Source organism: Marinifilum fragile JCM 15579 (genome assembly GCF_001310955.1).
Classification (GTDB): domain Bacteria; phylum Bacteroidota; class Bacteroidia; order Bacteroidales; family Marinifilaceae; genus Marinifilum; species Marinifilum fragile.
This window is the reverse complement of sequence record NZ_BAZX01000028.1, coordinates 1-24,267: the sequence shown is the minus strand read 5'-3', so window position 1 is coordinate 24,267 and position 24,267 is coordinate 1. Positions and strand designations below refer to the sequence as shown.

19 protein-coding genes and 1 tRNA gene are annotated in these 24,267 nt (G+C 32.1%); 9 read left to right on the top strand and 11 right to left on the bottom strand.

Annotated elements, in window-relative coordinates:
• Nucleotides 1–17: 17 nt before the first annotated feature.
• On the bottom strand, nucleotides 18–1,115 hold the full coding sequence (locus tag JCM15579_RS16235) for a sensor histidine kinase (protein WP_245625949.1): 1,098 nt from the start codon (nucleotides 1,113–1,115) through the stop codon (nucleotides 18–20).
• 545 nt (nucleotides 1,116–1,660) lie between these two features.
• Between JCM15579_RS16235 and JCM15579_RS16230 the strand changes: the two genes are divergently transcribed.
• Together JCM15579_RS16230 and JCM15579_RS16225 are read left to right on the top strand one after the other, a co-directional pair.
• A complete protein-coding gene (locus tag JCM15579_RS16230; RefSeq protein WP_054721690.1) occupies nucleotides 1,661–4,435 on the top strand; it encodes a TonB-dependent receptor in 2,775 nt (924 codons plus the stop codon).
• A gap of 45 nt (nucleotides 4,436–4,480) precedes the next feature.
• Nucleotides 4,481–6,472 carry a beta-helix domain-containing protein gene (locus tag JCM15579_RS16225; RefSeq protein WP_054721688.1) on the top strand — a complete coding sequence of 664 codons (1,992 nt, stop codon included), beginning with the start codon at nucleotides 4,481–4,483 and terminating at the stop codon, nucleotides 6,470–6,472.
• A 132-nt stretch (nucleotides 6,473–6,604) separates the two neighbouring features.
• Here JCM15579_RS16225 and JCM15579_RS16220 read toward each other — a convergent pair whose 3' ends face one another.
• The gene (locus JCM15579_RS16220; protein ID WP_054721686.1) at nucleotides 6,605–6,997 is read right to left on the bottom strand and encodes a rhodanese-like domain-containing protein; all 393 of its coding nucleotides are present in this window, start codon (nucleotides 6,995–6,997) and stop codon (nucleotides 6,605–6,607) included.
• A gap of 11 nt (nucleotides 6,998–7,008) precedes the next feature.
• Entirely contained in the window at nucleotides 7,009–8,145 is a 1,137-nt protein-coding gene (hemW, locus tag JCM15579_RS16215) for a radical SAM family heme chaperone HemW (protein ID WP_054721685.1), read from the bottom strand.
• Between the two features lie 180 nt (nucleotides 8,146–8,325).
• On the opposite strand from hemW, the gene JCM15579_RS16210 reads away from it, so the two are divergent.
• On the top strand, nucleotides 8,326–9,045 hold the full coding sequence (locus JCM15579_RS16210) for a head GIN domain-containing protein (protein WP_054721679.1): 720 nt from the start codon (nucleotides 8,326–8,328) through the stop codon (nucleotides 9,043–9,045).
• Between the two features lie 142 nt (nucleotides 9,046–9,187).
• On the opposite strand, the gene JCM15579_RS16205 is transcribed toward JCM15579_RS16210, so the two are convergent.
• Complete coding sequence (locus JCM15579_RS16205; RefSeq protein WP_083464728.1) at nucleotides 9,188–13,348, bottom strand: phosphodiester glycosidase family protein; 4,161 nt, start codon at nucleotides 13,346–13,348, stop codon at nucleotides 9,188–9,190.
• A 163-nt stretch (nucleotides 13,349–13,511) separates the two neighbouring features.
• On the opposite strand from JCM15579_RS16205, the gene JCM15579_RS16200 reads away from it, so the two are divergent.
• Complete coding sequence (locus JCM15579_RS16200) at nucleotides 13,512–13,940, top strand: VanZ family protein (RefSeq protein WP_157471522.1); 429 nt, start codon at nucleotides 13,512–13,514, stop codon at nucleotides 13,938–13,940.
• Here JCM15579_RS16200 and JCM15579_RS16195 read toward each other — a convergent pair.
• Entirely contained in the window at nucleotides 13,935–14,378 is a 444-nt protein-coding gene (locus JCM15579_RS16195; RefSeq protein WP_054721673.1) for an RrF2 family transcriptional regulator, read from the bottom strand. The two genes, JCM15579_RS16200 and JCM15579_RS16195, sit on opposite strands and share 6 nt — an antisense overlap.
• Before the next feature lie 132 nt (nucleotides 14,379–14,510).
• Nucleotides 14,511–14,948 carry a ribose 5-phosphate isomerase B gene (rpiB, locus tag JCM15579_RS16190; RefSeq protein WP_054721671.1) on the bottom strand — a complete coding sequence of 146 codons (438 nt, stop codon included), beginning with the start codon at nucleotides 14,946–14,948 and terminating at the stop codon, nucleotides 14,511–14,513.
• Nucleotides 14,949–15,699: 751 nt separating this feature from the next.
• Here rpiB and JCM15579_RS16185 point away from each other — a divergent pair.
• From JCM15579_RS16185 to JCM15579_RS16175, 4 genes are all read left to right on the top strand, one after another.
• A complete protein-coding gene (locus JCM15579_RS16185; protein WP_054721669.1) occupies nucleotides 15,700–16,083 on the top strand; it encodes a response regulator in 384 nt (127 codons plus the stop codon).
• A 100-nt stretch (nucleotides 16,084–16,183) separates the two neighbouring features.
• The gene (ruvB, locus tag JCM15579_RS16180; RefSeq protein ID WP_262493536.1) at nucleotides 16,184–17,098 is read left to right on the top strand and encodes a Holliday junction branch migration DNA helicase RuvB; all 915 of its coding nucleotides are present in this window, start codon (nucleotides 16,184–16,186) and stop codon (nucleotides 17,096–17,098) included.
• On the top strand, nucleotides 17,095–17,205 hold the full coding sequence (locus JCM15579_RS22435; protein ID WP_444543030.1) for a Holliday junction DNA helicase RuvB C-terminal domain-containing protein: 111 nt from the start codon (nucleotides 17,095–17,097) through the stop codon (nucleotides 17,203–17,205). Before ruvB ends, JCM15579_RS22435 begins: the two co-directional genes overlap by 4 nt.
• Before the next feature lie 12 nt (nucleotides 17,206–17,217).
• Nucleotides 17,218–17,547 carry a hypothetical protein gene (locus JCM15579_RS16175; RefSeq protein WP_054721668.1) on the top strand — a complete coding sequence of 110 codons (330 nt, stop codon included), beginning with the start codon at nucleotides 17,218–17,220 and terminating at the stop codon, nucleotides 17,545–17,547.
• Nucleotides 17,548–17,598: 51 nt separating this feature from the next.
• On the opposite strand, the gene JCM15579_RS16170 is transcribed toward JCM15579_RS16175, so the two are convergent.
• Both JCM15579_RS16170 and JCM15579_RS22345 read right to left on the bottom strand, forming a co-directional pair.
• Nucleotides 17,599–18,462, bottom strand: a complete 864-nt coding sequence (locus JCM15579_RS16170) for a sensor histidine kinase (protein ID WP_054721666.1) — start codon at nucleotides 18,460–18,462, stop codon at nucleotides 17,599–17,601.
• Nucleotides 18,463–18,895: 433 nt separating this feature from the next.
• Complete coding sequence (locus JCM15579_RS22345; RefSeq protein WP_083464727.1) at nucleotides 18,896–18,988, bottom strand: bacteriocin class II family protein; 93 nt, start codon at nucleotides 18,986–18,988, stop codon at nucleotides 18,896–18,898.
• A 194-nt stretch (nucleotides 18,989–19,182) separates the two neighbouring features.
• Here JCM15579_RS22345 and JCM15579_RS16165 point away from each other — a divergent pair, with 194 nt between their 5' ends.
• Nucleotides 19,183–22,011 carry a CHAT domain-containing protein gene (locus tag JCM15579_RS16165; protein ID WP_054721664.1) on the top strand — a complete coding sequence of 943 codons (2,829 nt, stop codon included), beginning with the start codon at nucleotides 19,183–19,185 and terminating at the stop codon, nucleotides 22,009–22,011.
• A gap of 369 nt (nucleotides 22,012–22,380) precedes the next feature.
• On the opposite strand, the gene JCM15579_RS16160 is transcribed toward JCM15579_RS16165, so the two are convergent.
• The 3 genes from JCM15579_RS16160 to JCM15579_RS16150 all read right to left on the bottom strand — a co-directional run bounded on the left by JCM15579_RS16160 (nucleotide 22,381) and on the right by JCM15579_RS16150 (nucleotide 24,221).
• Nucleotides 22,381–23,151 carry a tetratricopeptide repeat protein gene (locus tag JCM15579_RS16160; protein ID WP_054721663.1) on the bottom strand — a complete coding sequence of 257 codons (771 nt, stop codon included), beginning with the start codon at nucleotides 23,149–23,151 and terminating at the stop codon, nucleotides 22,381–22,383.
• Nucleotides 23,123–23,689, bottom strand: a complete 567-nt coding sequence (locus tag JCM15579_RS16155; protein ID WP_054721661.1) for an RNA polymerase sigma factor — start codon at nucleotides 23,687–23,689, stop codon at nucleotides 23,123–23,125. The genes JCM15579_RS16160 and JCM15579_RS16155 overlap by 29 nt, the downstream gene beginning before the upstream one ends.
• Before the next feature lie 457 nt (nucleotides 23,690–24,146).
• Nucleotides 24,147–24,221: transfer RNA gene (locus tag JCM15579_RS16150), tRNA-Val, on the bottom strand.
• Between the last annotated feature and the right edge of the window lie 46 nt (nucleotides 24,222–24,267).

Sequence of the window (24,267 nt, the reverse complement as noted above, 5' to 3'; positions counted from 1 at the left end):
TGGTTGTTTAGTTCTTATTATTTTGATTTATCCAGTGAAAAAGTAAAACTCGTACCTTCGCCATAAGTACTGCTTACATTTATACTTTGATTGTGAGCATCAATAATATGCTTAACAATTGCAAGGCCTAAGCCCGAACCGCCCATATTTCGTGCTCTACTTTTATCCACTCTAAAAAATCGCTCGAAAATACGTGGTAAATTATCCGATTCAATTCCGATACCATTATCTCTTACTTCAATGAGTGCTTTATTATCCATGCTCATCACTTCAATTGTTGTGGTACCTTTATCTTTACCGTATTTTATCGAATTTACTATTAAATTATTTAAAACCTGAAAGATTTCCTTTTTATCGGCATATACAAATTTGGGAGCATCGACACGTTGAATAAAGTTTAGCTTTATTCCATTCTTATGAGCTCTCATTTCCTGCATTTCCAAAACCTCATTTATCAAATCTGCAATATTGAATCTTTCGAGCATTAGCTTTAACTCTCCCGACTCTAATTTAGAAATGACCTCCAAATCCTTAACGATGGTAATCATTCTATTTATACTCTTTTCGGTTCTTTCCAGATAGTTTCGGTTTATAGATTTATCTTCCAAACCACCATCAAGCAGTGTTAGTATATATCCTTGGATATTAAAAATAGGAGTTTTTAATTCATGTGATACATTCCCAATAAATTCCTTTCTAAACTTTTCTTGTTTTTTAAGTTGTGCCACCAAAGAACCTCTTTTCTCACTCCATTCTCTGACCTCTTTTTCTGCTTCAACTAAAATGTCAGTACTTTTAACTTTATCACCTAGTTCTTTATCGATTATCTGGGTGTCGTGAATGGTTTTGTAAAGCATTCTCACTTTGGAGTATAAAAATCGATTTACCAAAACTTTACTCAGACTATAAATAATCCAAGTAGAAAGTACTCCAAAAACTATGATATAGCTTGGCTGAATTGGTAAGAATAAACATATGGCACAAAATACCATTACTATACCTCCTGCTAGTAAACTAACAAAAAGACTAACTTTTGTTGATGAAATAATTTTCATTTCTCTATTTATCTTACCTGAAAATAAAAATCTCCAGGTGTTTTGTTCTGTCAATAACATTGCGTTTCACACTTTATAATGCGTTGCAAATATTTAAATAAAAGTAGGATATTTTCTGAAATAGAAGTTAACTTTTCGTTAATCTTATTGTATTTCAGAAGCTTGAATCTTAATTAAATCTTAACATTTCCTCAATAATATTGCCTTAAGTATTCAGGAACTTTAAATGATGTAAAAAGCAGAGTTCTTTTTTAAGATTTTACTTGCTAAATATCTCAAGTAAAAAATCATCTTTTTTCTACTTTTTTAAAAGAATTAAAGTCTGTAATAATTGTGTAATTTTTCCTTCATGTTATTGTAACCAATATTCTTTATTCACTGTTATACAAAGAATTACCATTCAAGAATATTAAAAATAGGTTCCCATTTTTAACCCTGTATTTACAGAGCTTTAACATTCCTAATGCACATTAACTTGAAATTAACACCGCAGCCAATTTTTATAATTTTTATTTAAAGCCATCTTATTATTCTGATCATATATCATTCCTAACATCGCAATGTGATTTGAAAGTAAAAATCGTATTGACTTATTAAGGAAAAAAATGACAAAACAAGTATTATTAGTTTTATTACTAACTCTTTCTTCATTTGGTTTATATGCGCAGAAGGGAAGCATTACTGGAAATGTGAAGGATGGAAAAACCGGTGAAGCATTAATTGGAGCTTCGGTTTATGTGGATGGAACTACTTTAGGAACAGTAACCGATTTTGATGGTAATTATACCATTCCTAATGTTCCTGTTGGAACAGTAACAGTAAAATGTTCTTTTATTTCTTACGAAACCTCTTCAAAAGAAAATTTAAATGTAGCTGAAGATAATTCAGCGGTTGTTGATTTTGTAATGGGAGAATCAACAGTTGCACTTGAAGATGTTAAAGTAGTTGCCAAGGCAAACCGAGAATCTGAAGTAGTTCTTTTATTGGATCAGAAAAAATCTGTAGGCATTAAGCAATCAATTGGTGCACAAGAATTGGCAACTCAAGGCGTTTCGGATGCAGCAGCAGCGGCTTCAAAAATTTCAGGTGTTACCAAAAACGAAGGATCCGGAGATGTATATGTAAGAGGATTGGGTGACAGATATCTTTCAACAACCATGAATGGATTACCAATTCCATCGGATGATGTTGAAAAGAAAAACATTGATCTTAACCTATTTGGTACTGATATTATTAAAAATATAAGTATTAATAAAACCTATTCAGCAGAAAACTATGCTGATCAGTCTTCTGGAAATGTAGATATTGTATCTAAAACATTTAGCGATAAAATTAGTATTGGATTATCAACAAAAGCCAATACAAATGTTTTAAAAAGCGGAATTTTTGACAATTTCAGAACTACCCAAAATTACCAGGACATGACATTGGGTTTTTACGATAAACCCTATGATACTGAAGAGGCAATAACAAGTCAAAGTTGGAGTACTGATAAAAGAGATTTTCCAATAGGATATGATTTTTCAATTTTAGCTGGTAAAAAATTCAAGCTTTTCGAGAAAGACTTATCTGTATTTGCTACTATTTCTCACGAAAATAAATCTTCTTATCAAGAGGGTGAATACCAGAATTTTCGTATGAATAATATAAATAACTCTTTCAATTTTACAGAGAAATACGAAACCAAAATAAATACTACTGGTTTATTAAACCTTACTTTGCATCTAAATCCTAATCATAGTATTAATTTAAACACTTTGTATGTTCATAAAACAAAGGATGAACTTTATGAGCAAGGTGGAAACGGTGAAGGTTTTGTTCGTGATCAGGATCCTCAGCAAGAAGGTGCTTTTGTAAGAGATCAAAATCTTAAAGAAACAATTCTATTCATAAACCAAATGTTAGGGTCTCACAAAATTGGAGATAATAACAAAATAAACTGGGCTATTGGTTTTAACACAGTTAAAGCAGAAGAACCAAATCGTATTCGTAACGAAGTAAATATTTTTGATGCCAATACCGTTCAGTTTGCTCATGTTGGTGATTATCAACAAAGAAAATCAGAACAGTATATAGAAGACTCTGAAATTAACGGTTATCTAAAAGATGAATTAAAACTTGTTGATACCGACGATAGAAAACTGAAAATTACATTTGGTGGAGATTTTAGAAAGAAAGAAAGAGACTTTAACTCTTTATTCGTTGGGGTTAGAGCAAAAGGAACTCAATTTCAAGTACCGAGTGTTAATGATTTAGATGATGTTCTTCTAAATACTTCTCTTTATGGGAATCTGAATAACGATTTAAGACTTAGAGTTGGTAAACCAGACATATTTAATGCTACACTTGATGTTTACGCTGGATATTTAAATACAGCATTCCAAATAAATAAGTTATCAGGTAATGTTGGAGTTCGTTACGAAATGGACAAAATTGAAGCAGATTGGGACGTTGCCAATTACGTTAATTTAGAAACACAAACTACAAGAATTGGGAGCATTTCAAATGACTACAACAATGTATTACCTGCTCTTAATTTAAAATATCAATTAACTGATAAGAGTGCACTTCGTTTTGCTTTTAGTAAAACCATAACACTGCCAGAATTCAAGGAGCTTTCTCCATTTGAGTATGTTTCCCCTACTGGTCGCATTACCAAAGGTAATCCAAACCTGAAGAATTCTGATGACTACAATTTTGATTTAAAATGGGAAATGTTCCCAACTGCTAAACAACTTGTTTCTGTCTCTGCTTTCTACAAAATGATAAATGATCCAATCAATCTCGCATTAACCAGAGGTTCATCTGGGTATTTCTATTTCGCAAATACCGGAGATAAGGCTGATGTTTATGGCCTTGAGTTTGAAACTAGATTGGCTTTAATAAAGGCTGAAACTACAGGAATGCCGGAATTAAATTTAATTCTAAATGCAACAAAAATGTGGTTCAACCAAGATCTACTTGAAGAATTTCAATACAACAATAAAACTGAAACTGACTTGCAAGGAGCATCAGATTTTATCATGAATGGAACTTTAAGTTTTTCTAACCGAAAAGAAAAAGAATTCAAAGCAGCTTTATCAGGAAATTATTCATCAGATAAAATATATGCGCTTGGAGCTCCTGAAAGCTTCGCGAACTCCGCAACACTTTATAATAATGAAATTATTGAGAAAGGATTTGTAACTCTTGATATGGTAATTAGCAAAAAATTATCAGATCGTATCTCTTTGAAACTATCAGGTAAAAACTTACTAAATCCTGATATAGAGCAATCTCAAAAAGTAGATCCTACTTCAGGAGCCCCTTCTACCAATGAGATTGTAAAATCCTATAAAAAAGGCATCAGCCTTAGTTTAGGTGTTAAAATCAACTTATAGTAAGTAACTAAATAACTTTTTTATATTCCAAAAATTAAAACAAAAATGAAAAAATTAACTATTAAAATTTTCGGTTTGGCAATATTAGTAATGCCTTTCTTTACAAGCTGTTCTGATGATGATGATCCAGAACCAGATCCAGTACCCGTGGTTGAAGAAGTAATCGAAAATCTTCAAAATGGTATTATGAATGGACAGTTAACAGAGAATTATACTCTTGATGCATCTGTTCAATACGATCTTTCAGGTTCTTTTATTGTACCTGATGGAATGACTTTAACAATTCCTGCTGGTACCGAAATTATTGCTGATAACGGTGGTACTGATGTTTATATTGCAGTTTTAATGGGTGGTATGATTGATATTCAAGGTACTGAATCAAATCCTGTTGTTATGACATCTTCTGCTGCCCAGCCAGGTGATTGGGGAGGATTAACTATCTGTGGTAAAGCTACTACTACGGCTGGTCCAAACTCTGTTGCCGAAGTAGGTGGTTTTGTTTACGGTGGTTCTTCTGATGATGATAATTCAGGTAACATCAAAAACCTTGTAATTAAAGGTACAGGTGCTCAAATTAACTCTGAGTCACAATATAATGGTGTTTCTTTCTACGCTGTAGGATCAAGCACAGTAGTTAAAAATGTTGCAGTAATCAACGGTTCTGATGATGGTGTTGAGTTCTTTGGTGGAACTGTTTCTGTTGAGAACTTATTCTTACAAAACAACGAAGATGATGCAATTGATTGGACTGAAGGATGGAACGGAACCGTAACAAATGCATATGTAGAGCATACTATCGCAGGTTTCTCAACTGTTGTAGAAGGTGATAAAGTAAACAACAATCCTAAGTTGATCAACCTAACTGCTGTTTCTACTGTTGGTGGTACTGCTCTTCAATTCAAGAGTACTTCTGGTGCTACAATTACAGGTTTATCATTAAGCGGTTACACAAAAAGTATCGATATGAAAGATGGTGGCGATTTAGCAAATGTACAAATTGAAGGTGTTAATGCTGATCCTGCTAATAGTTATAATGCTCCTGCTACTGTTGATCCAAGCGCTTGGACATGGGTTGATGCAGACGTTGCTATTGTTGAAGAACTATCGGGTAATGTTGATTCTGATGTAACACTTGATGCTACAAAATCATACCGTTTAACTGGCGCCTATATTGTACAAGACGGTGCTTCATTAACTATTCCTGCTGGTACCAAAATTCACGCTGATGCAGGTGGTACTGAAGTATACATTGCTGTATTAATGGGTGGTACTATTGATATCCAGGGAACCGCTAAGGATCCTGTTGTAATTTCTTCTGACTTAGGTCAGCCAGGTGACTGGGGTGGATTAACCATTTGTGGTAAAGCTACTACAACTGCTGGTGCAAACTCTGTTGCTGAAGTTGGTGGTTTTGTTTATGGTGGTACTACTGATGATGATAATTCAGGTTCTATTTCTCACCTTGTTATCAAAGGAACAGGTGCTCAAATTAACTCAGAATCTCAGTACAACGGTGTTTCATTATACGCTGTAGGTTCTGCAACTACTATCGAAAATGTAGCTGTAATCAACGGTTCTGATGATGGTATCGAGTTCTTTGGTGGTACTGTATCAGTAAGCAATCTATACCTGGAAAACAACGAAGATGACTCTGTAGACTGGACTGAAGGATGGAGCGGAAAAGTAACTAACACTTACATTTCTCACACTATTGAAGGATTTTCTACTGCATTCGAAGGTGATAAAGTAAACAACAACCCACAATTCGAAAATGTAACTGCAATTTCAACTGTTGGTGGTACTGCACTTCAATTCAAAAGTACCTCTGGTGCTACAATTACAGGATTATACCTAAAAGGTTATACTGTTGATTTGGATATGAAAGATAATGGAGCTTTAGCTAACGTTCAGATTAACGGAGCTGATGCAGATGCTACTTTATTAGATGGAGAAACTAAGAAGTATGAATTGAATTCAGGTAAAGATGCTGCTAAAGTTGATATCTCAACTTGGTCATGGATCGAAGCTGAATTATAATCTGAATTCACAATAATATAAAAAAAGCAGGCTCAAATGGGTCTGCTTTTTTTACATTGTATTATTGCAAGTATTCTCTATTTTTCTGATGATCTATCATACCTGAAAAAGTTTATGACAAAAATCGGAAAGTTATTTCACAATTTCCATTTTCAGTTCTTTCCAATAATCCAATCCATCCTCTAAAGAACAAACCTTAATCTTATATTTTTTAAATAGCATTTTGCCCGCAGCAATACTTCTCTCACCATATTTGCAGTAAAGCAAATAGGTCTTCCTCTCTCCCAACGAATCGATTATCTGATACAATTTGTCTGATGTTTCAGCTAACATGGCACCATCTATATGCCCCTTTTTAAAATCTTTTTTTAATCGAACATCAATTACTACAGCTTGCGGATTTAACTTGGCAACCCTTAAAAATTGCTTTGGACTTAATACCTGAACCGTATCAGTTTGTGCAAATACATTCTGATTTACAATCAGGGTGAAAAATACGATCAGTGCTATCTTTAAATACTTCATTTTCTTATTCGTTAATCTTCTTCTATAAAAAAGAAATCAGACATGATATCATTGGAAATAAACACACCTTCATCGCTTAATATTAAAGCATTATTCTCCTTACGGATGTGTTCTGATTGGATATACTTTGCTGCCTTTTTTTCACAATGTCGATACAAATCATCTCCAAACTGTTCTTTCACCAAACCCAAATCCAATCCCCAATAGGTTCGAAGCGAGGTAAGAATTAAATCATTAAATCGATCAAAGAAATTTAAATCTTCCTTCTCCGAAAATTCTCCTCCTTCTTGAACGGCTTTCATGTACTTATAATTGTGTGCAATATTCCATTCTCTTTGTTTTAAATTGTAGGAGTGTGCCGAAGGTCCAATTCCAAGATATTGCTTTTGTTTCCAATAACTCGAATTGTGTTTTGATATGTATCCATCTTTGCAAAAATTGGATATCTCGTAATGCGTAAAACCATTTTCGCGCGCCGAATCAATCAAATATTTAAACTGATTAAAACTCTCCTCTTCTTCTAATTCAACCAACTGACCTTTCTCCAGTTTTTTGGAAAAAACCGTATTTGGATCATACATTAAATGATAGGAAGAGATATGCTGAATATCCAAATCATAAACCAAATCAAGATTCTCAATCCATTTTTCCATACTCAATCCTGGAACACCATAAATCTGATCTACCGAGATATTATCAAAACCATAATCTTGTGCTCTTTTTATGGTATCGTATGCTTCCTTACCAGTGTGTCGGCGATTCATTAAAATTAAATCTTCATCATGAAATGATTGTATTCCCACACTTAATCGATTCACTGACGAATTTCGAAGTTGTTTGAGGTATTTCTTATTTAAATCATCAGGATTGGCTTCTAGTGTAATTTCAACATCTGTATCAATGTTCCAATATTTCGAACACTCATCAATTAGCATCTGAATCTGTTCCGGCTTGTAAACCGAAGGTGTTCCTCCACCAAAATATATGGTCGAAACAGATTTTTGATCTAGATAATCCTTTCGTAATTCCAACTCCTTTTTAAAGCATTCAAGCATATCATTGGTAGATTGCAGCGAAATACTCTTGTGAAAAGCACAATAGTGGCAAAGCTGTTTACAAAAAGGGATATGAAAATAAATTCCTGACATATAAAATCAATTTTCTTGCAAGGTAGAAGCAATTCTTTTATTTTCCATGTTTGATTTTAATTTAGACAAGCTTTCGTGTATTATATCACACCAAAGTGGCACGAGTTTTATTTTCATGCAACACTTTGCAATACATTAAAGTCTTTAATACAAAGAACAAAAATATAAACCCATTGAGCTATGAAAGGATATAAAAAAATAATTTCACCGATTTTAATTTTATTAATTAGTGTTGCCACTGCTTTACCAACTTTTGCCGATGGTATTAAAGGAAATGGTAATGTAAAATCGGAAGTGAGAGAAGTTGGCAATTTTGAAACCATTAAGGTAAATGGAGCTTTCACAATTTACTTATCGCAAGATGATGATTACAGCTTAAAAGTTGTTGCCGACGAAAATTTATTGGATGTTATTACCAGTAAAATGAAAGGTGATGTTTTGTATATCACTACTGAAAAAAGCATATACAAATCAACAGAATTAAAACTGTACATTGGTTTTAAACATTTAAGTGAGATAAAAGCAAATGGTGCAATTTCATTAAAATCTGATCAGGTTTTAAGATTTGACGAGTTGGAAATTGAAATTAATGGTGCATCATCTGCAGATTTAGAACTAACTGCAAACAGTCTAAGTATTGACAACAGTGGTGCTTCAACAATTAAACTTGCCGGTAAATCAGAAGAAATTAACATTGATATTTCGGGAGCAGGTAGTGTAAATGCAGTTGATATGAAAGCGCTAAAAGGAACAATAGATATTAGTGGTGTTGGAAGCGGAAAAGTATATGTTTTAGATGAATTAAGAGTTAGTATCTCAGGAATTGGTTCGGTAAAATATAAGGGAGATCCTAAGGTAACCAGTGATATTTCATTCCTTGGAAGCTTGAAGAAATACTAAAATTAAATACTTACGAAATTTATAGAGTAGTATCCCATAAAGTGTCAATTATAGAAAGCTCTGCATGTTTGCAGAGCTTTTGTTTTATGAGACTAAGTTTAATTTGCATTATAGAGAATGCATTAATGCCTTTACTTTAAAATTATTCTTTTTTAAAACCTATCACGGCATTGGAAACCGCACGTGGTTCTGGTGGCAAAGAGAAGATATTTCGTTCATAATTCGAATTGTATGGAGATATATTTAATGTTTCTCCGTTAACAACCAAAGTCGAACTTCCACCTGGATCGAATCCCATTGCTTTTTGAATACCATACTTTTCCAGAATATTAGCCATATCAATATGAGTAGCACCAACCGATTCACGAATTCTACCATTAATGGTTAGAACGTATAAATTTCCCTTTTCATCTATACCTATGGCAATTTTTGGACCTCTCATATCTGTAAAGTCCAATCGGGCAGCCTGTGTTTTTATCGAATTCTGTTTCTTCCACCCTTCCACTTCCATATCGATACATTGCTTTCCTTTATTTAGCAACATCGGACCTGCTTCAACAGCATGTAAAACATCCTCCAGACCATTCACAATAATTTCAAGCTCGTCACCAACACTTGCAATTGCTGATTGCATTAGTGATAATGGGATACATAGAGTTAATCCAACAGGAATTTGTTTCACTTCGTCAGCATTATAAATGATTTCTTTTACGGTATTACCTGCCAATCGATATACGATACAATCCTTGGATGGAATCATTTCTTCATCGTACATCAAATCAAAGTAAGCACATTTTCCAACTTGAAAGTGATTGTAATTTTTGGGATCAAATTTCAATTCGACATCACTCGTTTTGATTCGAATACCGCTTTTACAATTTACTCTTTCTATGTCAAGCTTACCTGATTGATAAATTAACAATGCCGGCTTATTAAAGAGAGGCGTACTTAAGCACTTTCCGTTTGAGATTAGTAATCCTAAAGGAGAACCAATATAGGATTCTGATAAACCCAATTTACCAACCAACTCAGGATTTAATATATAACCACCATTCCACGCTATTTTAGCTTGGCATTTGTTAGTTTCTTCAAACTCTTTTACAAAGCTTGTTACCGTTTTTGTCTGGAATGAACTAACTGCAGTAAATTCCCAATTTTCATTATCATCTTGCACGTTTGCCCTGGCCAAAATTCCATTCCATGGATATCCATCTTCATATATTCCGGTAACATTAGAATATTCAACTTCCTTTTTTTGATTGTTTGACTTCGATATGTTTTCCAAAACCAATTTTAATGGAGATCCTTTGGTTTGGGCATCATTCTTTATCAACTGCAGCAATTCTTGTTCACCAAGCTTTTCACTTAATTCTTTAAATAAATCTGAATGCAATAGGTCCGAAAAATCCTTAGCGGTTTGCACTGGAGTTGGGTAAGCCAAAGTTGATCGAACTCCTGCAGGAACAAACTGAATGTACCCAGTATTATTTGGAATTCCCATTATATTTGCTGCCAATTCGGTTGTTACTTTTCCAATATGAAATCTATCCAGATTCAATATATCGGTCATAAAAGCAGCATTTCTTCTGTTCGATATTAAGTAACCATTCTTATCCATTACTTTTCGTAAAATCGATAAAGCCTTCTCTCCCATTTGCGGAATATGAATTCCCACAGTTAGGGAATCAATAGAAACCACTTGCAGAATTTTTTTATCATACAAAAGTTTCAATTCCAGATCAGAACCACTCTCAATAAATTCACAAATATCACTAGCAGTTGTCCAATTGGTTAATGCTTCTTCCGGAGCAAATACATACACCTTTTCAATATTTTTTTCCTTTAAAATTTCTTCCGTAATCGGATCATGCATATCCATACCCAATCGACTTTTAATAGAATTCAGCACAAAATATTCAAGCTCATATTTCACATACTTACCCGGAAAATATGCCAGTGGAATATTCTGTTTCATCTTCTTGAAAAGGAAATTTCTATCATCAATAGAAATTATAGAAGAAGAAGTTAATTGAGAAAGAGCCAAATTTTTATCTATAAAAAACCTTGATGCACCACTTACTTTTCTGCCAATACCGAGAGGTAAATATTTCGATTTAAGAAGATTTACCATACCCGATAATTCTTGATGAGTAAAATAATGAAACAGATAATGGTTTTTATTTCTATGTCGATAGGTAAAAGAATGATCGTGTCTTATTGAAATTTCACCATTTCGAACTGCAAAAAGATTGTCAATTGAATTGTAAAAATTATGAATCTGTTCCAAGTCTAAATTCTCTGAATCTGGATGATCTTCAATTTGTCGTTTTGCAAAATAAAAGGTACCTCCTCTAATTTCTTGCTCTTCCATTCTAAACGAACTCGGATCAATTAATGATTTTAAATAAAGCATAAAACCCAATCTACCATATCCTGGTAAATAATGTCTATTCTCAGTATTCAACAAGGCTTTTACATCATTGTTTGTAAACTTTACTTTTGACTTGTAGTACTTGTATAATTGACCAACTTCGTTTAAGATTTCTTTATTTGATTGTAACTGCAAAAAGAGTTTCCTTACAATTTCTTCTATGCCCAAGTTTAAAGAGTTAATGCTGTAACGCTTTTCTATCACTTTTTTATTATGACTCACACTTCGGTGATGAATGTGAGGAAAGAATACCTTTTCTATGGTTTCATTCACATGTGAATCGTGTATTCTTCTGCCTGTAAATTCAATTACTTTTAATCTATCCTTCTCTGGTAAATGTTCTCCAATAACTTCTGCATATACATTTTCTGGTTGGTATCTTCGGCAAAAAATAGGTACCCCAGCAGCTGCTGCTTCTATGATAGGCAAGCCTCTGCCCTCCGTTTTAGATGGCAATAATATTAAAGAAGAAATGCTATACAATTCAGGAATACCAATAGGGTTTTCGAAGTGATTCCTAAACCTTTTTTTATCCATCTCACTAAATAAAAATCCCAAATAAACTCTCTTTCTAAATTCGAGATCTATTTTCTCTAAAAGCTCCTGAAATCTTTTTAACAATTTTTGAAAATAAGCATATTGCCCCAATGGAATTGGTCCTGTAATTAATATGGTAATTTTTAAATCTTTCGATTCTCTAATTTTCTTTTTTAAACTCTCAACATGCAACATCTTACCCACAAGGTCAAATCCCAATTCAATCCTTTTTCTTGAAATTATTCTGGTTGGTTGCAGAAAAATAATATTCTCAGACAAAAACTTGTGCATTGCTTTTGTTTTGTAACCAATATAAATGGGTTCCGGGTCCTTTCTATTCACCAATTTATATTCCAATACATCTCTTACCGAATAACTAACAAGTGCTTTTTTGTGATAACGACTCAACATCTTTTCCATTTGAAAAAGAGATTCAATCCTTCTTCTTTTACTAATGTTATTATATTCTACACTATCTACTGCAGTTCCAATTTCAGTCACATTTGCAGGGTTGTGTCCTTTATAATGTATCAGATAATCGCATTGTTCTTTGTTAATATTTACATTCATCCAAGAACGAGATTCCCATGGATATAGTACCTCTAATTGTGAAAAAAATTCACCCAAATGTGAGTTCAGAAAAAAGAAATCACGCGGACCTTTTTTCAATCCTTTTACCTCTTTGGTGATTTCAGAATTTCCCCCTTCCCAATAAAAATCATGATTGTTATTGATTACAGGAATACCCATATATTCTGAAACCAAAACTGTAGCCAAAGCAGCAGCTACATTTCCTGGATTTGAACACAAATTAATGAGGTATAACAAGCCAATATTATTATTCTCGATATACGAACCTAATTTTTCACAGATAGAAAGAGTTTGTTTCCAAAATTGTATAATCAAAGCATTGTATTCCTTGCTTCCACGTTCCAGTTTGGTAAAGTAGAAATCTTTATACAGTGTCCAATCATCAAATCCCTGCATTTCTTCAATAGTGCAGGTTTTTGTTCTTGGATCGATAATTTTAGAAGCCTCGGAATGAAATTTACCAGCTATATAATGTATTGCAATATCATCTCCAAAATTGTATCGAAAGGTTTTTGCATATTTCTCAACCTCTATACTAACTCCATCAATTGAATAGTAGAAAGTAGAAAAAGCAATTCCCTTTTTATAAATTTCAGATTTAAAAGCTTCAAAACTTTGGTTAAACTCAACAGCTGGAATGGGTTTGTTTTCCTTAAATCTATCTATAAACAATCCTAAATCAAACCATGTTTTAATGTTTTCAGAACACAAAACCTCCATCATTTCAGTAGCCATCATAGTCATAACATACAGAATTCAGTTTAACAAAATTTCAAATAATATTCAAATTACGAAATTCTGCTAAATAGATCAATAGCGTATTGATTCAAACATATTTATACCATAAACTTGAAAACTAAAAATAGCTTGCTAACTTTGAGCAACTATTATCGATATGCATAAATTTATGAAGAGAAAATTGTTCTGGCGAAATATTATTTGGGCAATAATTATATTTATTTTGTGTTCTATTCCAGGCAATGATTTACCTAAAACATCTGCCATTCATATTCCCCATTTCGACAAGCTTGTTCACTTTGGAATGTTCTTTATTATGGGAATTTTTTTGATGGCAGAGTTAAGTTTTCAAACCAAACTGAAAAAATCTCTAATAATTCTGATTATAGTATTTTTGGTTGCTGTCTATGGTGGTGCAATAGAATATTTACAGCAAAATTACTTTATAAATCGTAGTGGTGATTATATGGATTTAGCGGCAGATATTCTTGGGGCAATTGTTGCTATTTTACTTTATCCTTGGATAAAAAAACAAAAGGACTTACTATTGAATCGCAAGCCCTTTAGTGAAATATCTTTTCTAAAGAAAATCTTATAGAGTAATATACTCATTCGCATTTTCCATTTCGGTAATCAACTGACCTATTGTTTTTCCTTTAAACAAATCGTAAATCTGTTTTCTAATATGTCCAAACTGATTGTGAACAGGACAAGCTGCTTGTGCTTTATCATCAGACTTACATGGACGAATTCCAATTAAACAATTTTCAAACATATCCAATCCATCCACTATTTCAACAATATTCATCAAGGTGATTTCACTAGGATCCTTACCCATTCCAAATCCACCATGAGGCCCTTTTGTTGATGTAAGTAACTTTTGTCTTGCAAGGCTTTGTAAAATTTTTCCCAAAAATGGTGTTGGAATTTCCAGCTCCTCTGATATCTTCTTTATTCCTATTTTTTTGCCTTCTTTTGCATTTATCGACAAATAAATTACTGAGCGAATTGCATATTTACAAGTATTCGATAACATCTTTAATTTTTATTTTTACTCCACATTTATCTAACAATCAGGTCAAAGATAACAATAATTACAACTAATTACGCATCTTTAATTCTTTAATTCCTTATTTATTATGATTCTTATTATTCAAGAAGCCTAAGTTTACAAAGGAATCTTGTCAATTCGCTTCTGATGTCTGCCTCCTTCAAATTCAGTATTTAGAAAGGTTTTAGCAATCTCTTTCACTTCTTCAAATGAAATAAATCTAGCAGGAATACCACACACATTTGCATCATTATGCGATCTTGCTAAACCTGCAATTTCTGCGGTCCAACACAAAGCTGCACGAATTTTTTGGTGCTTGTTAGCAGTCATGGTAATACCATTTCCACTTCCACATAGAGTAAAACCAAAATCAAACTCACCTGCTTCAACAGCTTCAGCTAATGGATGAGCTGTATCAGGATAATCCATACTTTCTTCAGAATTAGTACCAAAATCTTTTACTTCATATCCTTCTGCCTTCAAAATTTCAGCCAATTCATTTTTAAACTGAAATCCTGCATGATCAGCAGCTAATGCAATTCTTAGTTTTTTCATCTTATTAAAATTATTAAAGACATTATGCCTTTATGTGGTTTTTGTTCAAGTTAATTTTGGAGTACAAAACTAAGTAAATTATATGAGTTGTTTTCAAAATGTCCAATTTTCCAAGTTCAAAACCCCACATTTTATCTAAAGTCATTTATTAAATTAATTGTTGAAACACATCTATCTATAAAAGAATAATTTAGCTATAGTCTTTTCGTTTATGAACAGATTTGTTCACATTCAGTTAACATACTGTTGATTTTTCCTTATTAAAATTTACAAAGTATTCTTTGGAACTAACAAGATTATATCTGTATAGAAAAATATTTCTCAGCCACCAATTTTATTTTTTACCAGTGTTATTAAAGGTTTCAACCAGTTTTCAACAAGCTGTTAATATCCGAACAGGATTAAATTATCAAAAACTAAAGTTATTAACAAGAAGTTTATAAAGTATGCATCCTATTGATTTACAGAATTCCTATATTAACAACACCTGTTCATATCGTGTTATTAGACTTTTTTCTACTAAAAAAACAACAAAATTCATGCTCTCTTACCAACATTATTAACAGGATATAATAATCATCTTATTTTTTAGAAATTTTAAAAAAATTAATATTAATAATATGAGTGTTGATAATTGTAATAAGGTCTAAATTCAGGAATAAAATTCAACTGTGAATTGTTAGGTATGTTTACTTAATTATTTCAATGATTTTGTTATCTTGCAGACTATAGAAAATCCACACTGAAGAGAATGAGTTGGGAAAGTAAAAATTATTCGATACTTCTTGTTGAAGACAACAAATTGAATCAAACTGTAGTTAAATTTACTTTAAAGCGATATGGTTATTTAATCGATGTTGCTAATAATGGTTTGGAAGCTGTCGATATGTACAAAGAGGGAAACTATGATTTTATTCTGATGGATGTCATGATGCCAGAAATGGACGGATTAGAAGCCACGAAAATCATAAGGGGAATTGAAAATGGTCAAGGACACGTTCCAATTATTGCTCTTACAGCCGATATAATGGTCGCTAACGAAGAAAAATGTTTAGAGAATGGTATGGATGCCCATTTGTCAAAACCATTCGATGTAGACCATTTATTTAAGGTTTTAACAAATCTAGGTTTATAAGTACCAATTCTGGATATTTTCAAAAGTTTCTAACAAGCATTGTTTGCATTTGAGTAAAGTTTTCTACTCGAATTAAAGATTTTCAGATTATTTTTGTCGCATGGATGATAACCTGGACATACGAAGTCATAATTTTTCGGATAAAGAAAAAGAATTAGATAATAAACTAAGACCACTTCAGTTTTCAGATTTCCGTGGGCAAAAGAAAATTGTTGAGAATCTAAATGTATTTGTTGCAGCTGCAAAAATGCGCGAGGAAGCTTTAGATCATGTTTTGCTTCATGGACCTCCTGGGCTAGGAAAAACAACTTTATCAAATATTCTTGCCAACGAATTGGGCGTTGGATTAAAAGTTACTTCAGGGCCAGTACTTGATAAACCAGGTGATCTTGCTGGATTATTAACCAACTTGGAACCCAATGATGTTTTATTTATTGATGAGATTCATAGGTTAAGTCCAATTGTTGAGGAGTATCTATATTCCGCAATGGAGGATTTCAAAATAGATATCATGATTGATAAAGGGCCTGCAGCACGATCAATTCAATTGGAATTAAATCCTTTTACCTTAATTGGTGCAACTACCCGTTCCGGATTATTAACTTCACCTTTAAGAGCCCGATTTGGTATCAATTGTCATCTTGAATATTACGACCTACCTGTTTTATCAAAAATAGTAGAACGTAGCGCAAGTATTCTGGATGTTGAGATAACACATGAAGCAGCTGGAGAAATTGCGTCAAGAAGTAGAGGAACGCCCCGTATTGTAAATGCACTTTTACGTAGAGTAAGAGATTTTGCACAGGTAAAAGGAAATGGATCTATAGACATAGAAATTACCAAATTTTCATTAGAAGCTTTAAACATTGATAAGCATGGTTTAGATGAGATGGATAATAGAATTCTAAATACGCTTATTGATAAATTTAGTGGAGGACCGGTTGGAATTTCAACAATTGCGACAGCAGTTGGAGAGGATAGTGGAACAATTGAAGAGGTTTATGAACATTCTTGATTAAAGAAGGATTTATTAAGCGAACTCCTAGAGGAAGAGAAGTTACTCCATTAGCTTATTCGCATCTTGGGAAAAACAATTTTAACGATCCTGAATTACTTTTCTAGAAATACTTAAAAATGAAACGATTTTTATCAATTCTTTATACGCTCGCAACGGTGTTAATTATTGTTGGTGCTCTTTTTATTTTACAAGCCGAATCATATGGAATAGCAATGTTGGCTTCCGGTGTTGGTTTAAATATAATTTACAGGATTTTTAATTTGAATTTAGAAAAGGTCAAGCAATTAAAATTTTCAGAAATAATAAAAATTATTGGAATTCTTTTCATGCTTGTAGCTTGTATGTTGATTTTTACTAAATCAGATCAAAAGTTCAACTTGATGATTTTAGCTGTGGTACTCGATGTTATTATCAATTACAAAGAAATATCTCTTAAAACAAAATAGAAAAAGGAGCTTGTGACCAGCAAGCTCCTTTTAACATCCCTAGTTATTTTCCTAAATAGCAATATTCTTTCGAGTATTAGACGATGAATATATTTCGTTAATATTTTGTTTCAATATAGCTTCAATTTTTTCTTTTAGTACAAGATTTGATTCAGAGAATTTAAATGGTATGGTAAAATAGAAAATAGAACCATCACCTAAATTTGAATCGATGTACAATTTGCCTCCAAGAAATTCAACCAATTCTTTGCTGATACTTAATCCTAAACCAGCACCTGAATGTTCTCTGGTATATGAATTGTCTACCTGAGTAAATTTATTGAATATCTTAGCTTGTTCCTGATCGCTTATTCCAGGTCCAGTATCTTTTACATAGAAAAGAATATTGTGTCTGTCCTGAATTGCACAGCCAAAATCAATTTCTCCTGAATTGGTAAATTTTAGTGCATTATCCAGAAGATAAGACAGGACTTTAGTTAATTTTTTCTGATCAGTAAATATTTTATTCTCATGTAAATCTTCGGTATAGTTTAATACCAAATTTTTACCGCTCATGTTAATTTTTTGCCCGTAGGCTGAATACAACGTAACCAATAAATCGTGTACTTCAACTTCCGATTCGTTGTATTCCAATGCTCCGCTTTCTAATTGCGATAGTTCAAGGATTCTATTGAATAGATCCAAAAGTTCTTTACTGCTCGATGACAGTATTTTTGTGAATTCATTTCGATCCTCTTTCGAAAGAGAATCATCACGAAGAAGTTCCGATGCCCCTACAATTGCATTCATAGGTGTTCGAATTTCATGCGACATATTGGCAAGAAATGCATCCTTCAGCTTTTCGGTCTTTTCAAGCTGAGCACGTGCTTCTGCTAATTGTCGTTGCAATTCTTTATATGTAGGACGTTTCTCCATTTAAATGAATTTGTCTTTAACTTATAACAGTTCTTTATTAAGCCTATACAACAAGACTTAATCTAATACATCTTTAATAGATAGTATTACTAAAATATATTATGGGAATTTGTTAGACTAAAATATCGTCATTTATTGACTTGTCTTGATAACCACCAAGCGTATTGTCTAACTCCTGAATTGTTAATTCTTCAAAGGTGTTCATAGTGAATTGGATAAGAGAGTAGTAAATATAAAAAATACCATCTACTTATTCAAATTTTTTTTTAAACCAATATATCGTCACAAATAGACTTGTCTTGATAACCACCTTTAATGTTTTTTAAGTCTTCAGTGTTTAATACTTCAAAATTTTTCATTGCTATTTTTATTTGGTCGTTACTAACTAGGAAAATACTTTTTGGAAAATTTGGATTACTTGGGTCGAGTATGGTTAAACAAGGATATCGTCACAAATAGACTTGTCTTGATAACCACCTTTAATGTTTTTTAAGTCTTTAGTGTTTAATACTTCAAAATTTTTCATTGCTATTGGGTCTTTTTTTTAGTTTTTAAGAAAATAATTACACCCCTTTATTCCGCTTTTTAGAAAAAGGTAACCCTGAGATTGAATGTTTTTTTTAAAAAAAGTGAAAAAAACTGTATATATTTAAATCCTTTTAGGAAAGACTGCGTATATAAAGCATTGTTTCTAAGAAGATTAAGAAAAACTACTTGAGCGTGAAAAAAAATCTAAAAAAAGTTCTGCTTTTCTCTCTTTTACTTGTTTTGCTGGCAGGCGAAAACAAGAATTTAGCACTTACATCTATTTTCATTGAAGATCAAAATGTTGAAAATTTAACTCCAGATTCCATTCTTGTGAATCAAGTTAATAGAGCATTAAAATTTTATCAGGCGAGAGAATTTCAATATGCAGTACAATCTTTCCAAAATGCAACTCAAACTATTGAAAATGGTGGGGTTAAGGATAAAAATATGATTTATCGAACTTATGTTAATTTTCGGGTGATTAAAAAAAGATTAGGCAAAAGAAATGATGCTTTAAAATATTTAAATATAGCCGAGAAGTTTACTATAGAGAATTATGGTCTAGAATCTGCTAAACTTGTACCTATCTATGTTAATGTAGGAAATATTTATCATGACTTATTCGATTTATTCAAAGCGCAAAGTTATTATGAGAAGGCCTTATCACTAATTGGTAATAGTAATTCTAGATATCTTCAACAAATAAATAATAATCTTGGGAACATCCATTATAACAGAAAAGAATACAATACTGCTTTAGATTTTTACAAAAAATCTTTACAAATTAAAAAATACGCTAAAGAGAAAGATATATCCTCAACTTTAAATGGAATAGCAAACTGTTATAAGCAATTAAAAAATTATAAAGAGGCTGATTATTTTTATCTTAAAAGTATTAATAATATAAAAGACTTAGGAGATGAGAATCATTACAGGTTGGGTTCTTTATACTTAAACTATGGAATTTTTCAGAATGAAATTAAGAATGATCAAAATGTACTAAAGTATTTTAAACTTGCATCAGACATTTATATAAGTAATTTTGGTACTAAACACCCTGATGTTGCAAACTGCTTAATGAATATAGGTGATTTTTATGGAGAACAAAAGGAGAATACTACTTCGTTAAAATATTATCAGAAAGCCATTATTTCTGAACTAGATAATTTTTCTGACAGTACAATTTATACTAACCCTAAAATTAAAGAAATAGAACCACAAATTTCTATTCTGAGGGTTTTAAAAAGAAAAGCGAAGGGGTTAAAACAATTATATGATGAAAAAGTTCGGATAAGTGATTTAGATTTTAGTTTGGAAACCTACGATTTATGCCTTGATATTATCGATAAAATCAGAATTGGTTATCAGGATGAGCAAAGTAAGTTTGCTTTATCACAGAATGAAAAAGATACTTATACAGTTGCTATTGAAATTGCAGTGCAATTGTACGGATTAACTAAAGATATTAGCTATAAAGAAAGAGCCTTTAAATATGCAGAACGCTCTAAAGCTGCCAGTTTAATGTCTTCTTTAAATGATATTAATGCCAAGAATATCGGTGGAATTCCTGTGGAATTACAAGAGGAAGAGCAACGGTTAAGAAAGGATATTGCTAGCTATCGTGAAAAGATCTACGAGGAAAGAAAAAAGATAAAATCAGATCGAGATAAGATCACTGAGTGGCAAGGAAAATTATTCCAATTGAATGAAAGTTATAACCAAATGGTACTTCGTTTTGAGAAAGATTATCCCAAGTACTACGAACTTAAATATAAGAATAGTACAATTGAAATGTCAGAGCTTCAATCAAAATTATCTTCGAATGACATATTAATTGAGTATTCTATTTCTGATTCTTCTCTTTTCACCTTCATTATTACCTCAGATTCGTTTGAGATAACGAAACAAGAGATCAATTCTGATAGTTTAGACTATCAGATTGAAGAGGTTAGGAGTGCCTTAAAAACCAATGATTTTGCAGAGAATAGTTCTGAGTATTATCAACGATATACTAAATCAGCTTTTAATTTATATCAAACTTTTATAGCTCCTCATAGTAAGCAAATACAAAATAAGAAACTAATTATTGTTCCAGATGGAAAAATGGCTTATGTTCCATTTGGTGTTTTAATTAGACATGAAGCTGATACTAATCGGATGAATTATAGGGATTTAGATTATTTAATCAAATCTAATACAATAACTTATCAGAACTCGGCAACAATTGGTTTTTCAATAGAACCTGCAGGATTTAGTTTCACTACAAGTAAATCAGTTTTGGCTTTTGCACCCTCATACAATGGAATTGATGATTCAATTTTGTACACGGAAAGAGCATACAGAGATAAATTATATCCTTTGCCATACACTAAAGAAGAAGTCAATAATATTTCGAATGTAATGGAAGGTGATTTATACCTGGATGAACTTGCAACCGAACAAAATTTTAAGGATCACGCAAATGGTTATGATGTTCTACACCTTGCAATGCATACAATTATAGATGATGAGAATCCAATGTATTCAAAACTGGTTTTTACTCAAACAAATGATACAGTTCAGGATGGATTATTAAATACGCATGAAATTTATAACATGAATTTTAATGCTAGAATGGTAGTTCTTAGTGCTTGTAATACTGGTGATGGTAAACTTCTGAAAGGAGAAGGGGTTATGAGTTTGGCCAGAGGATTCTTCTATGCAGGTTGTCCAAGTATTATTATGACTTTATGGACAGTTGAAGACCAGACAGGGTCTAATTTGATGACCAATTTTTATTCATATCTATCAAAAGGATTATATAAGGATGAATCTTTGCGCCAGGCTAAATTAAAGTATTTAGAAACTGCAGATCCACTTAAATCTCATCCGTATTTTTGGTCGGGATATGTAACCATGGGTGATGTTCAACCACTATACGATTTCGATCTTAAAAATAATTTGGTTTATATGGGACTTGGAGGTTTAGTATTATTAGTTCTTGTTGTATTCAGAAGAAGAATTAAAAGAAAAGTTGCTTAATAAGATATTTTTAAAGTCTGAGACACTGTTTCAGACTTTTTTGATTTTAAGAGGTAGATAGTTATCCAGGTTATCAACTATTTTGATTTATGCCGAGAATTAATGTGATTTTACTCCTATCACAATCTTCCTTAAAATTGCTATTTAAATCAAGGTACTAGTAATTTATTTATAGGTACGTGGACTTTGGGAAGAGAGGAAGAATTTTCTTATTGCTTGAAATTACTTAAAAATTATTTAAGCGGTACTCCAAATGCGATTGTTCGATTCATGAATACTTACTGTATTAATGTACATTTTATACAAAAAAAAGAAAGCCGCTCAATCTAATTGAACGGCTTTGTATATGTGTTAATGAATGAGTGTAATCTATTCCAACTTACTTAGAATTTCCTGAGCTTTTGCTTTATAGAAACTATTTCCTCGAGCAATGGTATTAAACTGCTTAATGGCTTTATCTCTTTCGTTAGTCATTAAGTAACAAAAGCCCAAGTACCATTCGGATTGTTCTATAAACAAGTTGTTTTTGTGCTTTATAACTCTTGTAAAATTCTTATTCGCTTTACCATATTCGTTAATTTCCAAGTTAGAAATACCTGAATAAAAGTTACTCGTGATATTTGTACTATCCTTGTCTAAAATTTGCTTAAAAAGCGCTAAAGCGGTATGATAATCTCTGGCTTCGTAACTTTTTAATGCTGTAACAAGCATATTATCTATATTAGCATCAGCGGAACGAGTATTTACTACCATTTTATATGGCTTATAGTAATTACTATATACTTTTTCGTTCGAATAAGAGCTCTTGTTATTTACAAGGAACATTAAGCTACCTAGACCAATAAATAGAGCTAATGAAGCTGCAACAATATTCCATTTGGTTAGATATTTAAATTTACGCTTCTCTTGTTCTTTTGGAGGTGTTTCTATCGCCTCTAGTTTGCTTCTTAGGTCCATAATGTCATTTTCCATTATGGCCTCGTCAACCTCTTGATGTAAATCCAACTCCATTTGTAAGTCTGGATCATTCAGAAGGTCTTTCTCAAATTCCTTAAGCTGGTCCTCAGATAAACCACCATCTAGGAAATCCTCAATACGGTCAAAATTCATATCACTCATCATATACTTCTTTAAATTCATTATCACTTTTAATACTCTCTATCAGCATTTGTTTACACTGATGTTTCCTTTTCTTTGCATACTTCTCACTCTTATAGCCCATTATATCGGCAATTTCTTTTAGTGAGATTTTGTCTAAAGCAAGTTGAAGAACTTTTTTACAATCCGGGCCAAGTTTTTGAAAGTGTTTCTGATATAGTCGATACCTCTCAGTTTGGTCATAAGTCTCAGAAGCTTCGTCTAATCGGTTATCCAGAACTCCTTCCGAATTGATTTCATTACTGTTCTTTTTCTTTTCAAGTTGCTTTAACCACAAAAGTCTGCAAATGGAATAGATGTATGTTTTAAAGTTACAACTAAGAACCAGTGGTTCTTTTTTCATTTTACGATAGATTACAATAATAGCCTCTTGGAAAAGATCGCGTGCGTCCTCCTCGTTCCCATTATTGTTCTCGATAAAATTGCGAATACTTGGAAAGAATTTTTTGTAGATGTAATTTAATACATCATTGTTACTCATACTTATTCCCTCAAGTATCGCTTCAGTAGTGTAATCCATATTTTCTATCCCTTTATTCCTCTTATGGCAAAAAGGTAACCCTCAAAAAGTGAAAAAAAATTAAAAAAATATCAACTTTGTGTGTAAGTGATTGAAAATTAAATAAATAAAAGATGAAAAAAAACTGTTTTTTTTTGTTTTTTTTGAATTTATTATCATAAACCAAAGCAATATACTATTAATATTCAAATTAGGTTACCGTAAAAGCTCATTATTTAATGATGAAAGAGTAAAAAAAACATGTAAGCGTTCAAAATGATGATGTGAATACCTTAATATGTCAGAGTCTAGTAGAATAATTATGCTTGAAATTTTAATTGGACAATAAATGACTTGATAGATTATAGTAATTTTGGTATTGCGGAATATTATTAATTGTATTCTACAAAGAGCAAATGTATAATTGGGATTTTATACAAAACAAAAAAATCGGCTTTCAAATGAAAACCGATTTTTGTGGGCGATATAGGATTCGAACCTATGACCCCTTGGGTGTAAACCAAGTGCTCTGAACCAACTGAGCTAATCGCCCTTGTTATTGGAAAATTTTGCTTTTGTGGCGAATATAGGATTCGAAC